Source organism: Streptomonospora arabica, from assembly GCF_039531585.1.
GTDB classification, from domain to species: Bacteria; Actinomycetota; Actinomycetes; order Streptosporangiales; family Streptosporangiaceae; genus Streptomonospora; species Streptomonospora halophila.
The window spans coordinates 349,171-362,941 of sequence record NZ_BAAAQI010000002.1 but is presented as its reverse complement, the minus strand read 5'-3'; the positions used below and the strand labels follow the sequence as shown (position 1 = coordinate 362,941).

Genomic DNA, 13,771 nt, shown 5'->3' with positions numbered 1-13,771 from the left:
ACGGTGCACGGTCGGGATCCGGATTTCTCAGAGTTCTCTCAGAAGCTTTCAGAAACCGGTCAATCGGGTCCGCCAGGATCGGCCCCATGACAGCGATTGAGGTACAGGGGCTGACCAAGCGGTACGGCCCCGAGACCGTGGTGGATGACTTGTCGTTCACTGTCGAACCGGGGAGGGTGACCGGTTTCCTCGGCCCGAACGGCGCGGGCAAGTCCACGACCATCAAGATGATCCTGGGCTTGGCTGCCCCTACCCGCGGTTCGGTCACCATCGGTGGCCGCCGCTACGACGAGCTTCCCGCACCGATGACCGAAGTGGGCGCGCTGCTCGACGCCGGCGCCGTCCACGGCAGCCGCAAGGCGTACGACCACCTGCTGGCGCTCGCAGTGAGCAACGGCCTGCCCCGGCACCGGGTCGACGAGGTGCTCACTCGGACCGGGCTGGAGAAGGTCGCCGGCAAACTGGCCGGCGGATTCTCGCTCGGCATGCGGCAGCGCCTCGGCATCGCCGGGACACTGCTCGGCGACCCTCGGGTGCTGATCTTCGACGAGCCGGTGAACGGACTCGACGCGGAGGGTATCCGCTGGGTACGGGACTTCATGCGCTCCCTCGCTCGGGAGGGTCGGGCGGTGCTGGTCTCCAGTCACCTCATGAGCGAAATGGCGCAGACCGCCGACCATCTGGTCGTCATCGGCCAGGGCAGGCTCATCGCTGACACCGGTATCAGTGAATTCATGCGCGCGGGCGGCGACGGCACCGTGCTCGTCCGCACACCCGACCCGGGCTCCTTCACGCGCCAGCTCGCCGCCGCCGGGGCCACCGTCCGCGAAGGCCTCGAATCCGCACTGGTCGTGTCCGGCATGACGAGCGAAGAGATCGGCAAGCTCGCCGCCTACCAGGGCGTCGCGCTCAGCGAACTCACCCCGCAGCGGGCCTCCTTGGAGGAGACCTTCATGGAGTTGACCAAGGACAGTGTTGAGTACCAGGGGGTCGTATGAGTTCGCCGGCCACTGCGGCGGGCACGAGTTTCGGCCGCACCCTCCGCGCGGAGTGGATCAAGTTTCGCAGCCTGCGCTCCATGCGGTACACGCTGGCCGGCCTGTTCGCGGCCGGATTCGGCCTTACGATGCTGTTAATGGGCTCCGCCGGACAGAAGTACCAGGAGGTCATGGTCGAAGGCGACGTTTGGGATCCGACCTCTTTCACTCTTCAGTCGTACATCCTCGCGCAGTTGATCATCGGTGTTCTGGGCAGCCTTGTCGTCACTTCCGAGTACGCGACCGGCATGATGAGCACGTCGCTGACCGCTACGCCCCGCAGAAACCAACTGCTGTCGGCCAAGGTGATGGTGGTCGCCGCCGTCGCCGTTACCGCAGGCACGGCGTTGATGTTCGCCGCCTTTTTCTTCGGGCAGGCCGTGCTCATCGCGCAGGACGTGCCGCACGCGGCGTTGGGCGACCCGGGTGTGCTCGCGGCCGTGGCCGGCGGCGGGCTCTACCTCGCGGTCATCGCGGTGCTCGCGGTCGGTCTCGGCGCGATCATGCGGGCTACGGCGGGGGCTCTGGTCGCTCTGGTAGGGATCGTCTATCTGGTACCGGGCTTCGCGGGCGCGTTCCCCCCGTGGGTGCAGCCGCTCTTCGACTTCTGGCCGACCTTGGGCGCTGCCGCGATCCTCGAGACGGTGCCGAACCCCGATTTCCCGAATCCCTGGCTGGGGTTCGGCGGGATGTGCCTCGGCGTTGCCGCCGTGCTGGCCGCCGCATTCGTCGTCTTCCGGCGCCGTGATGTGTGAGGCCCGTCGGCGGTTCCAGGTGTTCGTATCCTGACCGCTATGGAGAGAGCAGGCAAGGAGCGGAGCGGGCCGTGACATCCGGGAGAGCCGCCGAGCGGCTATTGGTGGTTGACGACGAAGCCACCGTCCGTGAACTGCTGTCCGCGGCGCTGCGTTTCGCCGAGTTCCAGGTGACTGCTGCGGCGACAGCCTCCGAGGCGGTCGCCGCAGCAGCCCGGGAGCCTCCCGATCTGGTATTGCTCGACGTCATGCTGCCGGACATGGACGGCTTCGAGGTGGTCCGGCGGCTGCGTGAACAGCATCCGCAGCGCCGCGGCGGGGCGATGCCCGTCCTTTTCCTCACCGCCCGCGATCGTCAGGCCGACAAGATCACCGGGCTCTCCCTCGGCGCCGACGACTACGTGACAAAGCCGTTCGACCTGGAAGAGCTGATAGCCCGCATCCGCGCGATCCTTCGCCGTACCACGGGTCAGCAGGCCCACGTGCTGGCGGTGGGCCCGCTTGAGCTCGACGCCGATGGACACCAGGTGACGCGGGCGGGGCGGCCCGTACGCCTCTCCGCCACCGAGTTCCGGCTGTTGAACTACCTGATGGAGAACGCCGGGCACGTGGTCTCCAAAGCACAGATCCTCGACCGCGTGTGGCACTACGACTTCGGTGGTGACGCGAACATCGTCGACACCTACATCTCCTACCTTCGGCGCAAGGTCGACACCGAGGAGCCCAAACTCATCCACACCGTGCACGGCGTGGGCTACGTCATGCGGGAGCCGCGACGGTGAGGCACTTGGCGAGCCGGCTGTCACTCCGGACCAGGCTGCTGCTGCTCACCGCGAACCTGCTGCTGATCGGGCTGACCCTCATCAGCGCCGTGGTCTCCGACCGCCTGGAGCACTACCAGCTGAACCAACTCGACAGCCAGCTGCGCTCGTTCACCACGCTTATCTCCCGCGCACCGGCCACCGGCCTGTCCGATACCAACGCCGTCACCGCCTACCCGGAGCTCCTCGACCCGGCGCTCGACGTGTTCGGCGTCCCGTACGGCGTGTACCTGGACGCGAACGGCAAGGTGGTCGGGAGCATCCGCTCCTCCCGGCTGGAGGGCGCCAGTCTGCCGCCACTCGGCGCGCTACACACGGTCCCCACCGACGGGACACCGGTCACCCTGAATGCCGCTGAGGGCCCGCAGCGCTGGCGAGCCGTCGCCCGGCCGACCGCCGCATTGGAGGGGGTGTTCATCGCTGCCGCGCCGCTCACCGAGCTCGACGCCATGATCACCCACCTCCGGATAACCAGCCTGGTCAGCGGTGCTGCGCTGCTCGCTCTACTCACGGCGGTCGGCTGGTTCGCTCTCGGGCGGGGATTGCGGCCGCTCCGCCAGATCGAGCACACGGCGGCCGCGATCGCGGGCGGCGACCTGACGCGGCGTGTCCCCGGCATCGCGGCGCCGAACACGGAGATCGGACACCTCGCGACATCGCTGAACACCATGCTCGGCCAGCTCGAACGAGCCTTCGCCGACCGGGCCGTGTCCGAGGCACGGATGCGTTCCTTCGTCTCCGACGTCAGCCACGAACTGCGCACCCCGCTGTTCGGTATCAAAGGCTCGACCGAGCTCTACCGGATGGGTGCTCTTCCCGAGCGTGCCGACGTCGACGAAACGATGCAGCGCATCAACCGCGAGGCTGCCAGGCTCACCGCTCTCACCGAAGGCCTGCTGCTACTCGCCCAACTCGACGAGGCGCCCGAGGACAAGCTCGACCGGGCTCCGATGGACCTGCGCACGCTCGCGGGCGAGGCCCGCCACGACCTGCGCGCCCTCGCCCCCTCCCGCCAGATCGAGCTCACCGGGCCGGGAGGTAGCGGCCCGCCCGGCCCTGCCCCGGTCTACGCCGACGAGGACCGGCTGCGGCAGGTCGCCACCAACCTCGTGGGCAACGCAGCCGCCCATACCCCGCCGGGCACCCCTGTCCGCATCGGCGTCGGCACGGTCGCCGACCGCGCCGTACTCGACGTGATTGACCAGGGCCCGGGAATGACGGCGGAGCAGGCCGACCGGGTTTTCGACCGCTTCTATCGGACCGACCGCTCCCGCAACCGCACGAGCGGCGCCAACGCGGGGCTCGGGCTCGCCATCGCCCGATCCCTCGCGCGAGCCCACGGCGGCGACATCGAGCTGGAGACATCCCTCGGCGACGGCGCCCGCTTCCGGCTCGCCCTGCCGCTGCAGGAGGTCGGTCAGACCGACAGCGGACTTTGACGTGAGAGGGCCGGCCCCTTCCCGCCGCATTGCTTGAAGATCGATCATGATGGCGCCGTCTCACGCCGCGACCGGCCTGCCAGCAGTTGTTCTCACCGCCGCCGCTTTCGACCGGACGCCGCTGGAGGAGGACCCGGCGATGGTGATGGCCGTCCTGGACAGGCCCCGCCGGTTCAACGGCATCAAGCGCCGCCTCGAAGGTGTGACCCAGCGGGGCCTGACCCAGGCCCTGCGCCGCCTGGAATACAACGGGATGCTCGAACTACTCCCGGAGCTGCTCAGAGACGTGGCCAATATGGAGAACTACTTGGTCGGATACGGATTTCGGTGGGCAGGAGCGTCCCCCTCGATGTAAGTACGCGGCGGAGAGGCGCCCGTACTCGGGCGTTCACCTCAGCGCGGAACGCGCGCGCAGGTAGCGGCAGTATCCCCAGAAGGCGGCGAATACGACGGCCACTCCGGCGTCGAAGAGCGCCGTGAACGGGCCCAGCGTCGCCAACCGGTCCATGAAAGCGAGCGTGCTCACCAGCAACAGGGCCTGGGCCACTGCGGCGACCAGGGCGAGTGGAACCGCGAATCGGGAGCGGAACAGCACCAGGACCGGCGCGGCGGCTGCGGCGAGCAGCGCGGTCGTCCAGAGCAGGCGCAGGACGATCGGGTAATCGGTGAAGTAGGCGATCCCGGAGGGACCCCACCCCTGGTCCTCGATGTAGGCGGTGTTGGGTTCGATGAGATTGAGGTAGTCCCAGAGGCCGCCGCCGGCGAGCAGCAGCATCATCCCGGCGATCGGCCACAGGTGCCACGGGGCGCGGGAACGGGCACCGGGTCCGGGGGCGGCGGCTTCACCGGTCGTCGGCCTCCGCTGTCCCGGCCGGTCCTTCTTCGCCGCCATGGGCGCTCCAAGCAGGTCGGGGGATCATTCTGCGGGAACCTACCCGAAGCGGAACCGATGCACGCGGTGCTTCGGATGCGTTGTGTACTCGCTCGTGCCACCGCGACCGGGATCGAGTCGGCGGCAAATTCACGGACCAGCGAGTACATTACTTTGGAGTACGTTCTCACCGGCGAAACAGGCTGCGGCCCGCTTCAGGATCTGGTTTTCGGCTTCAAGTTGCTTGCTGCGGCGGCGCAGCTCGGCGAGTTCCTTCTTTTCCGCACTTGTGGGCCGGGCGGCCTCGCCGGCCGCTTTCTCCTCGGCGGCGGCCCGGGCCACCCAGTTCTGCAAACACGAGCAGCTGATGCCGAGGTCCTTGGCGAGCTCGGCGGTGGACTTGCTGCCCTGGCGCGCCGGCTCGACAGCGCGGCGGCGGAGCTCGGGCGAGTGTGGAGAGGGCATGGGCGACATCCTTCCTGATGATCACGCCTGTCCTCACCTCAAGTGTCCGCGCTACGCAGGGAAGCTCACCTGGCCGTGGACGGCGCGCGCCGCGGCGACTGCCCCTCAAAAGTCGAAGGCTGACAACGCGGAGAACTGAGGAGGACTATCGAGCAACGCCCGCTACGGACCCCGTGATCTTGCCGTCCGGGTTGTGGACGGAGCAGGTCAGCACGTAGTCGCCCGCGTCCCAGCTGCTCTCCGAGGGCGTGTACCACATCAGGTAATACATGGACGAGTCATAGCCGACGCCGACGTAGGACGAGAACATGTCATCCTTGCATCCCGCCTGCGCCTCCGCGCCCAAGGTCTCCGCGCCCGGCCATGCACGGTTCCCGTCGACTTCGAGGAACCCGAATACCTCGGCATCATGCGGCTCCGCGCAGTCGACGATGAAGACCACCGCCGTGCTTTCCTCACTGGGGTCGTTGTAGCAGTCGCCCACCTGGATGTTGTCGATGTCCGTGGCTACCCCGGGAGGCGCGGTGGCAACGGTCGTGCCGTCCGGTTCCCCGGCCTCGGGCTCCACAGGCGGCTCTACGGTCTCGGACTTTGGATTTCCTTCACCGCCTTCGGACGCGGCGTCTCCGGCGTTCTCGGACGCCGTGCTCTCTCCGGCGCTCTCGGACTCCGCCCCAGATGCGGCGCCGCTGTCGGCCTGCGGGTCGCTTCCACCCTCGCTGGTACCCCCACCGCCTTCGAGGGGTACCAGGATGTTGTCGAGCAGCGCGCCCATCACCGCCGCCACCATGAGGGCGCCGGCGACCAGCAAGGCGCCGATACCGATCAGCCAGGGCTTCAGCCGGCTGCCCGGCTTGCGGGCAGGGGGCTGCCCGTAGGGCGTGTCCCATGTGTTCGGGGGCATGTCCGTGGGCGGTGACATGGTCGTATGCGGGTGCATGCCCGTGTTAGGGGACATCGCCGTCGTCGCCGTCACGCCCGCGGGCGCGCCGGTACCAGAGACGGCGGTCTGCGCGTCACGCATCGCCTGGCTGAGACTGTCCGGGTTGGCGGGGGTTCCCTGGCGGCCCAGCAGTGTCATCAGGACATCCACCGCACTGGGCCGCGCTTCGGGGTCCTTGCTCAGCGCCCTCCGCACCAACGGGCGCACCTCGTCTGGTACTGCGCTCAGGTCCGGCTCCACGTGCAGCACGTTGTGCAGCACGTTGGCCACCGTGTCCGCGTTGAACGGCGAAGCGCCCGTCGCCGCGAACACCAGAACGCCGCCCCAGGCGAACACGTCCGAAGCGGCAGTCGCCTGCCCGCTCGCGATCTGCTCGGGCGCCATGAACGCCGGTGTTCCGATCGGGGAGTTGGTGAGGGTGGCAGAGGCTTCCGTGTTCTGGGCGATCCCGAAGTCGATCACCCGTGCGCCACCGTCTCCGAAGAGGACATTGCCGGGTTTGAAGTCGCGGTGCACGATGCCGGCCTCGTGGATCGCGACGAGCGCCGTGCCGGTGGCGACGGCGAGGCGGCCGAGGTCTCCGCCTGACATGGGCCCGTCCTGGCGAATGCGCTGAGACAGCGACCGGCCTTCGACGTATTCACTGACGATGTAGGGCGATTCCGCCTCGAAGTCGGCCGCCAGCACGGTCGCTGTACAGAAGGAGGCGACCTGCCGCGCCGCCTCGGCCTCGCGGACGAACCGCTGCCGAATCCGGGGGTCCTCCAGCCCCGCGGCACTGAGGCACTTGATGGCGACGAGAGACCCGCCCTGCGCCTGTTCCGCGAGATACACCGTCCCCTGACCTCCCGCGCCGAGGCGACCGATCAGGCGGAGTCCTCCAATCTCGGTCGGGTCGTCGTCCTTCAGGGAGAGGGGGCTAGGCATGTGAGTGCTCTCCAGAGGGTCCATCGCTGGGAATTGCCCAAGGATCGACCATTTCGGTCGCTACAGGGATCTGACGCTACCCCGTGCCTAGCGGTTCGTGCGACAGGTGGAAAATTCCGTGACGGCCGGGTGGCAGGTGGGTCGGCAGCCGGCGACCGCCGACCCCGAGCACTTCGCAAAACCGAACCGGATTCGGCCGATGAAGGTCTTTGGAGCACGAGTCACGAGCTACTTTGCGGCTCGCCGTAGCTTCGGGAGAACTGGGACGGATAGGGTCGATTCGTCTATGTGATCACCGATGCCCTGGGTTCGGTGCACCCCGCGGAGCCGTCGATGCGCCGCTTCGATTCCAAGTACGCCGCGCGTCTGGCTGCCTACGGGACCGCGGCTACTCGTCTGTCGTTGTTGAGCGACCGGCGACTCGGTGACGTCGTCTCTTCAGCCTCTGCGGTTGTATCCGGCATCGGCGGCAGGTCCGCGGAATTGGACATCGACGGGACGCGGGTCTTCGTCAAGAGGGTGCCGTTGACCGAAGTCGAGGCCCAGCCGGAAAACGTCCGGTCCACGGAGAACCTCTTCGGCCTGCCGATGTTCTACCAGTACGGAGTGGGCTCGGCCGGGTTCGGTGCCTGGCGGGAGCTGGCGGTTCATACCATGACCAGCGACTGGGTCCTGGAAAGGGAGCACGAGGGTTTTCCCCTGATGTACCACTGGCGTGTCCTGCCCGATTCCCCTCCCGAAGGCTTCGTGGACGAGTTCGGTGGCATCGACGGCGCGGTCGCCCACTGGGAGGGCTCACCGGCCGTGCGCGAGCGGCTGGAGGCTATCGGCCGCTCCTCCCGCAGCCTGGTGCTCTTCCTTGAGCACGTGCCGCAGACACTCGGTGCGTGGCTGAGCGAGCACCAGGAGAATGCGACTTGGCTGGCGCCAGCTCTCTCTGGCTGTGGGTGGAGGACGCCTTGGCGCGGGGAGCGGCATTCATGAGCTCTCGCAGGCTCGTGCACTTCGATGCTCATTTCAACAACCTCCTGACCGACGGTCGGCTGATCTACTTCGCGGACTTCGGACTGGCCCTGAGCTCAGGCTTTGAGCTCTCAGCGGACGAGGAGCAATTCCTTTCGGACCATCTCGCGTACGACCGCCACTACACCGCGAGCCATCTGCTCCACCATCTCGCCGACCGCCTTCAGGGTGATACGGAGACAGACGTGTTCCTGCAGGAGTGGAGCGCAGGTCGAAGGACCAGCGGTGTTGTGCCGGAGATCGCGGCGATCATCATCGAACGGCATGCCCGGGCCACCGTCGTCCTGGACGGCTTCCACCGCCAGCTGCTTACGGAGAGCAAGCAGACACCCTTTCCGGCCGCCGAGCTCAACCGTGCCGCGGCCGCCGAGGAGCACACGGTTGAGGAACTCGGCTATCCCTCCTAGGGGTGAGGAGGCTGCGGGTCGAGACTGGCAGGAGCCGACAGTGCCCGGACCTCCGGGGCGGGCAGGGGCAGTACGTACCTCGACGCCCTTGGTTGGGTCCCCGCCCGGCAGTAGGTCGGCGTCGGCGTGGGCGGCTACCCAGGTGAAGAACGCCGAGAGGTGGGCCAGGTGGTTGTTGACCGTAGCCGGGGCCATCGGAGCCGGCAGAGCGCCATGGCGTTGGATGCCCTGCTCGGCGAGGTGGTCGCGCCAGGCGGTCACTTCGCGGGGGGTCACCGCTCCGAGGCGGTCGTGGCCGAACCCCTCCAGCATCCAGGTGCGGAACCCGGGCCTGATTCCGGGTGATCTTGGCGGCGACCTCCTCGGAGCGGCCCCCGCGCACCGCCGCGGAGACATAGGTCTGCGTCCACGCGGCGAGGGTGGTGTCGCTGTCCGCGGGAGCGCCGAGGACGGTCAACACCTTTCGTGAGGGAAACTCATGCGGATCCTGATCGGTGTTCGCCGGGGTCGTGGTGGCCGCCATGCGCGGTTGCCTTCACAGAAGAGCTGTTTCCTGAAGAGGACCGTAGCGGCCCCGGAAGTGTTCTACGGGCCGGGGAGTCTACGACCGGGGCAGCGGAGAATCCGCGTCCCTGTCATCAGGGGTCTGCACGAGTATCGGCGCTCAGCAGGGCAGCCCTCGTGAGAGGCTGAACCTCTCATCCAGCGGCGGAGTGGCCGGAAGCGGAGGTGAGAGCGGCGTGATCACGATACCGGTGCAGGCCGCAGACTACTTGCCGTACATCATGAGGGCGGCCGAGCGCGGGGGCTATCTGGGGCTCATGGTGGTACTGGCCCGCACGGCCGAGGCGAGAAGCCTGCACCAGGAACTCACCCGCGACTGGACCAGCATCCACGACGTCACCGGGCACGCATTAGCCGTCTTATGCCCAGAACCCCACCTCGAGCCGGAGCGCAGGGCTACCTCCGTCGAGGAGGCCCGCATGCATCAGCCCGAGGCAGTCCGCAGACATGAGTTCCTGAAGCGCGCCGCACTCCACGACATCCCCCCTTTCGACTACACCCGGCTGGTCACCCCCGGGATCCAGCGCACCCCCATCCCGCGCCACCCGCCGCAGCTCCAGCACGCCGCCTGGACCGAGGCCGTCTCACGCTGCGCGGGATTCTTCGGCGTGCCCGAACAACGATTGCCCGCGCTGCTCGTCGTCTGCCTCCGCGAAGACACCGACGTCCTCATTCAGCTCCGCGAGGACACCAGCGTGTACGAGCTGTGCAAACGGATCGCCTCCCACCCCGGCTACCTCCCCGGGGATTACGGACTGCTTGCGGAGCGGGATGAGATCAAGACCGCCCTCGACATGTGGGGAGTACCGGCGGTACGGAAGCAGACGCCGCCCGAACTGCACCGAATGCGGCACCTGGCCGAACTGCCGGCAGTACGAAAACAGACGAAGGGACTGCACCAACATCTGGATACGGTCGCCCACGTCGCCCCCGGCCTCCGCCGCGAGGTAGCGGAGGGCCTCCAGCGGCACATTGAGTCCGACGCACCGGCGGACGAGGTGCAGGCATGGCTGTCCGGCATGGCGCACCGTGCCTTCACCCATCCCCGCAAGACCGAACTGCTCCGCCTACACGCCAAGCTGCGCAAAGTGGCCCATGCGCTGGAAAAAGCGCGCCCGCATGAGTCAGACATCTGGGATTTTGGACGCGACAGGCTCGCCGAGATGAAGCGGCGACTTGCCGCCCGGCCCGGACTGGCGGCGGCGTGCGAGGACGCCGCGCGTGAGGTACTGGGGGATTGCGAGACCGGACCACTGGTGGATACCGAAGAGTACAGGTGGCTGTACCGGCAACATGACACACGGCGCATCCGCACCGTGTGGCCGGTCGGCCGCCCGCCGCGCCCGTCACCGGAGGAAGAAGGCGGAACGCGCAACACGCTCTGCGCGACGACCGTGCACGGCGCCGCGGTCCAAGCAGGGACCATCGACGCCCTGCACCTCCACATCCACGGTGACGGCGGCAACGCCACATCCCCGCGCCCCGAACGCGGCTGGCGCGCCTGGTTGCGGCGTGCCCGGGGCCGCGGAGGTGAGTAGTTGAGGTACGGGATGGAGTCCTGAGAGCGATCGCGGTCGTGAGCTGGGGTCTCAGCGTTCAATCATCACGGCTTCGCCACTGGAGCGGGATTCGGGGCTCTCACTTTGTCAGAGCGGCGAAGTCGACGTGTCGCTCCGGTAGACCGATGGCGGATTCTCCGCGTTCGCTTCAAGGCTCGATGGCATGTCATCGAGTGGCGGAGATTCCACGCCACTCAAACCCCAAGGTCACACCGAAGGTCGTGTTTCCAGAAGTCACCCGGCCAGTCTACTTCAGGAAATGCATGTTTCCAGAAGTAGAAACGACTCCTCCGGCGCGGCGCCGAGTCCACCGCGCCGAAGGAGCCCGGGTCCAGCCGACCCGTGCGGCGAGAGCGCCGATGACGGCCAGCACAATCAGGATGAGGACGGGATCGAAGCCGTTGCCGGCGTTGCCGGACGAACGTGCGGGGGTCGGCGACGGTCCGCGGTTGGCGCGATAGTGGCCGCGCACCGTGGTGCCGTCGGATCGGACGTAGCTGCGCACGCGGTGCCGGGGATAGCGGGAAGCCAGGACAGATCACAAGGCGAGCTGGTTGCGGTCGCCGTCTGTGGCGATCGGGGAATGTGGCCGTTCTGCGAGGGTGCTTCAGGTGGGCGCCGGCCGCCTCTGGGGCCGGCGCTCCCGCGCCCGTGCACCCTGGTGCACCCTCGGCGGGGGCCGGATGACGGGATGGAGCCTGGATAGAAACCGGCGGCGGCGAGGTGGTGCACACTCGCGTGCACCCTGGGCGCTAAAAAAGCCCTGCCTGTTCGATTTGATATCGCAGGTCAGGGCTCTTTTTCGTACAGAGCGGATGACGGGAATCGAACCCGCGTTATCAGCTTGGGAAGCTGAAGTTCTACCATTGAACTACATCCGCGTCGCTGCGGGGATTGCGGTCTCCCGCCGACTCAGGACAGCTTACCGGATGTCGGCGGGGAGCGGGTAACCGGAGCGCGGGGCGGCGGTGGGCCGGTGGGAGGCGGTAGGTTCTGGAGGGTGCTGCTCTCCGATCGCGACATCAGGTCTGAAATCGAGTCCGGGCGGGTCAAGATCGATCCGTACGACCCCGGCCTCGTCCAGCCGTCGAGCGTGGACGTGCGGCTTGACCGGTACTTCCGGGTCTTCGAGAACCACAAGTACCCGCACATCGACCCCGCTGTGGAGCAGCCCGATCTGACGCGCCTGGTGGAGCCGGACGGGGACGAGCCGTTCATCCTGCATCCGGGGGAGTTCGTGCTGGCGTCGACCTACGAGGTGGTCGCGCTGCCCGACGACATCGCGAGCCGCCTGGAGGGCAAGAGCTCGCTGGGTCGGCTGGGACTGCTCACCCACTCCACGGCCGGCTTCATCGACCCCGGCTTCTCCGGGCACGTGACGCTGGAGCTGTCGAACGTCGCGACGCTGCCGATGAAGCTCTACCCCGGGATGCGCATCGGGCAGCTGTGCATGTTCCGGCTGACCTCGCCGGCCGAGTTCCCCTACGGCTCGTCCCAGTACGGGTCGCGGTACCAGAACCAGCGGGGCCCGACCCCCTCGCGGTCGTACAAGAACTTCCGCTGGGGGACGGGTGAGGGAGCCGCGCAGGCGTAGTCGGGCGACGCCGACCGCCGACCGCCGACCGCCCCCGCGACCGCCTACCGTGGCGCCCCCACTCTTGCTGCCCCTCGCCGTGCGGCTCCCTCTGCGCGCCCTTCGACACGCGTCGCCCGGCCCGGCCGCTTCGGACTGCCGCTCACCCGCCCCATGCCGCCTCCACCACGCGGTCCTCCTGCTGACGACCGCCGCACTGCCGCCCCGCCCCCGCCGACCGCCCCCGCTGACCGCCCCCTCAGCGCGGTCCTACCGCGCGAACGCGTCCACCCCCGTCAGCTCGGCTGACAGCTCCCACAGCCGGGCGGCCTGCTCGGGGTCGACGGCGTACGCGCGCACCGCCGACGGCGTGCTCGCGTCCCCGGTCTCGACCATCTCGGCGATGTCGCAGTCCTCGCAGTACACCCCGCCCATTCCCGCGAGCTGCGGTGAGGTCGCCGCCCACACCTGGGTGGCCGCGCCCTGCTCGGGGGTCTTGAAGGCCGGGTTGATCGGATTGCCCTGCTCGTCGATCCAGCCCGCGGCCACCATCTCCTCCTTGGGGAGGTGGCGCTGCAGCGGGGTGAGGATGCCGCCCGGGTGCAGCGAGAACGCGCGCACCCCCGACTCCCGGCCCAGCGCGTCGAGGTGGACGGCGAAGAGCACGTTGGCGGTCTTGGCCTGCCCGTAGGCCTCCCACTTGTCGTAGGACCGTTCGAAGTGCACATCGTCCCAGCGCATGGGGGAGCGGTGGTGGCCGCGGGAGGAGACCGAGACGACGCGGGCGCCACCGCCGGAGGCGATGACGGGCCACAGGCGGTTGACCAGGGCGAAGTGGCCGAGGTGGTTGGTGGCGAACTGCGCCTCCCAGCCCGGGCCGACGCGGGTCTCCGGGCACGCCATGATCCCGGCGTTGTCGATCATGATGTCGATGCCGCGCCCCGTGGCCAGGAACCGGTCGGCGAAGGCGCGGACGCTGTCCAGGTCGCCGAGGTCGAGCTCGTCCACCTCGACGCCCTCGACGCCCACGACGCCCCCGGCGGACCCGCCGGCCTGTCCGCCGATCCCCGCGAGAGCCTCCTCGGCCGCCGCGCGGCGGCGGGCCGGGACGACGACGTGGGCGCCCGCCTCGACGAGCGCGCGGGTGGTCTCCAGCCCCAGGCCGGAGTAGCCGCCGGTCACGACGGCGAGCTTGCCGCTGAGGTCGATCCCCTCCAGGACCTCCTTCGCGGTGGTCCGGTTCGAGAAGCCCGAGCCGATCGGGCGCTGCGGCGTCTGCTGTGTGGTCATGGCCGCGATGCTAGGACTTCGAGTGCCCTCTAACTCAAGTGTCGCCGGCGTGTTCCGCCGCCGATCCCGCTCCCGGAACGGTTCGGGCCCCGCGCCC

General features: G+C 68.4%; 14 protein-coding genes and 1 tRNA gene. 9 read left to right on the top strand and 6 right to left on the bottom strand.

Translation table 11 applies throughout. The annotated features are described in order from the left end of the window. Positions 1-86 precede the first annotated feature (86 nt). The 5 genes from ABD284_RS04710 to ABD284_RS04690 all read left to right on the top strand — a co-directional run bounded on the left by ABD284_RS04710 (position 87) and on the right by ABD284_RS04690 (position 4,407). Positions 87-998, top strand: a complete 912-nt coding sequence (locus ABD284_RS04710) for an ABC transporter ATP-binding protein (protein ID WP_344141128.1) — start codon at positions 87-89, stop codon at positions 996-998. Further along, complete coding sequence (locus ABD284_RS04705) at positions 995-1,792, top strand: ABC transporter permease (protein WP_344141127.1); 798 nt, start codon at positions 995-997, stop codon at positions 1,790-1,792. Before ABD284_RS04710 ends, ABD284_RS04705 begins: the two co-directional genes overlap by 4 nt. Positions 1,793-1,896: 104 nt before the next feature. After that, entirely contained in the window at positions 1,897-2,574 is a 678-nt protein-coding gene (locus ABD284_RS04700) for a response regulator transcription factor (protein ID WP_344141126.1), read from the top strand. Further along, positions 2,571-4,052 (top strand): sensor histidine kinase, encoded by a 1,482-nt coding sequence (locus tag ABD284_RS04695; RefSeq protein WP_344141125.1) that lies wholly within the window; start codon positions 2,571-2,573, stop codon positions 4,050-4,052. Before ABD284_RS04700 ends, ABD284_RS04695 begins: the two co-directional genes overlap by 4 nt. A gap of 46 nt (positions 4,053-4,098) precedes the next feature. Beyond that, a complete protein-coding gene (locus ABD284_RS04690; RefSeq protein WP_344141123.1) occupies positions 4,099-4,407 on the top strand; it encodes a winged helix-turn-helix transcriptional regulator in 309 nt (102 codons plus the stop codon). Between the two features lie 33 nt (positions 4,408-4,440). Here ABD284_RS04690 and ABD284_RS04685 read toward each other — a convergent pair whose 3' ends face one another. The 3 genes from ABD284_RS04685 to ABD284_RS04675 form a co-directional block, all read right to left on the bottom strand. Then, entirely contained in the window at positions 4,441-4,944 is a 504-nt protein-coding gene (locus ABD284_RS04685) for a hypothetical protein (protein WP_344141122.1), read from the bottom strand. Positions 4,945-5,073: 129 nt separating this feature from the next. Next, positions 5,074-5,388: a transposase gene (locus ABD284_RS04680; protein WP_344141121.1), complete on the bottom strand. Its 315-nt coding sequence runs from the start codon at positions 5,386-5,388 to the stop codon at positions 5,074-5,076. 145 nt (positions 5,389-5,533) lie between these two features. Next, positions 5,534-7,282 (bottom strand): serine/threonine-protein kinase, encoded by a 1,749-nt coding sequence (locus ABD284_RS04675; protein ID WP_344141120.1) that lies wholly within the window; start codon positions 7,280-7,282, stop codon positions 5,534-5,536. Between the two features lie 264 nt (positions 7,283-7,546). Between ABD284_RS04675 and ABD284_RS04670 the strand changes: the two genes are divergently transcribed. From ABD284_RS04670 to ABD284_RS04660, 3 genes are all read left to right on the top strand, one after another. Further along, the gene (locus ABD284_RS04670) at positions 7,547-8,242 is read left to right on the top strand and encodes a hypothetical protein (RefSeq protein ID WP_344141118.1); all 696 of its coding nucleotides are present in this window, start codon (positions 7,547-7,549) and stop codon (positions 8,240-8,242) included. Beyond that, positions 8,239-8,688, top strand: coding sequence for a hypothetical protein (locus ABD284_RS04665; protein ID WP_344141117.1), 450 nt, complete (start codon positions 8,239-8,241; stop codon positions 8,686-8,688). Before ABD284_RS04670 ends, ABD284_RS04665 begins: the two co-directional genes overlap by 4 nt. Before the next feature lie 740 nt (positions 8,689-9,428). Then, positions 9,429-10,790 carry a hypothetical protein gene (locus tag ABD284_RS04660; protein WP_344141116.1) on the top strand — a complete coding sequence of 454 codons (1,362 nt, stop codon included), beginning with the start codon at positions 9,429-9,431 and terminating at the stop codon, positions 10,788-10,790. 268 nt (positions 10,791-11,058) lie between these two features. Here ABD284_RS04660 and ABD284_RS04655 read toward each other — a convergent pair whose 3' ends face one another. After that, positions 11,059-11,316, bottom strand: a complete 258-nt coding sequence (locus ABD284_RS04655) for a hypothetical protein (protein WP_344141115.1) — start codon at positions 11,314-11,316, stop codon at positions 11,059-11,061. Between the two features lie 305 nt (positions 11,317-11,621). Next, positions 11,622-11,692 (bottom strand) — tRNA-Gly (locus ABD284_RS04650). 119 nt (positions 11,693-11,811) lie between these two features. Between ABD284_RS04650 and dcd the strand changes: the two genes are divergently transcribed. Continuing rightward, positions 11,812-12,405 carry a dCTP deaminase gene (dcd, locus tag ABD284_RS04645; protein WP_344141114.1) on the top strand — a complete coding sequence of 198 codons (594 nt, stop codon included), beginning with the start codon at positions 11,812-11,814 and terminating at the stop codon, positions 12,403-12,405. Positions 12,406-12,654: 249 nt separating this feature from the next. Here dcd and ABD284_RS04640 read toward each other — a convergent pair whose 3' ends face one another. After that, positions 12,655-13,674 carry an SDR family NAD(P)-dependent oxidoreductase gene (locus ABD284_RS04640; protein WP_344141113.1) on the bottom strand — a complete coding sequence of 340 codons (1,020 nt, stop codon included), beginning with the start codon at positions 13,672-13,674 and terminating at the stop codon, positions 12,655-12,657. Positions 13,675-13,771: the final 97 nt, after the last annotated feature.

What these genes read in the sequence shown, in the direction of transcription:
- ABD284_RS04690 (WP_344141123.1), top strand. Translation starts at nt 4,099, where the DNA reads ATGATGGCGCCGTCTCACGCCGCGACCGGCCTGCCAGCAGTTGTTCTC.
- ABD284_RS04705 (WP_344141127.1), top strand. Translation starts at nt 995, where the DNA reads ATGAGTTCGCCGGCCACTGCGGCGGGCACGAGTTTCGGCCGCACCCTC.
- ABD284_RS04680 (WP_344141121.1), bottom strand. Translation starts at nt 5,388, where the DNA reads ATGCCCTCTCCACACTCGCCCGAGCTCCGCCGCCGCGCTGTCGAGCCG.
- ABD284_RS04675 (WP_344141120.1), bottom strand. Translation starts at nt 7,282, where the DNA reads ATGGACCCTCTGGAGAGCACTCACATGCCTAGCCCCCTCTCCCTGAAG.
- ABD284_RS04665 (WP_344141117.1), top strand. Translation starts at nt 8,239, where the DNA reads ATGAGCTCTCGCAGGCTCGTGCACTTCGATGCTCATTTCAACAACCTC.
- ABD284_RS04710 (WP_344141128.1), top strand. Translation starts at nt 87, where the DNA reads ATGACAGCGATTGAGGTACAGGGGCTGACCAAGCGGTACGGCCCCGAG.
- ABD284_RS04685 (WP_344141122.1), bottom strand. Translation starts at nt 4,944, where the DNA reads ATGGCGGCGAAGAAGGACCGGCCGGGACAGCGGAGGCCGACGACCGGT.
- ABD284_RS04640 (WP_344141113.1), bottom strand. Translation starts at nt 13,674, where the DNA reads ATGACCACACAGCAGACGCCGCAGCGCCCGATCGGCTCGGGCTTCTCG.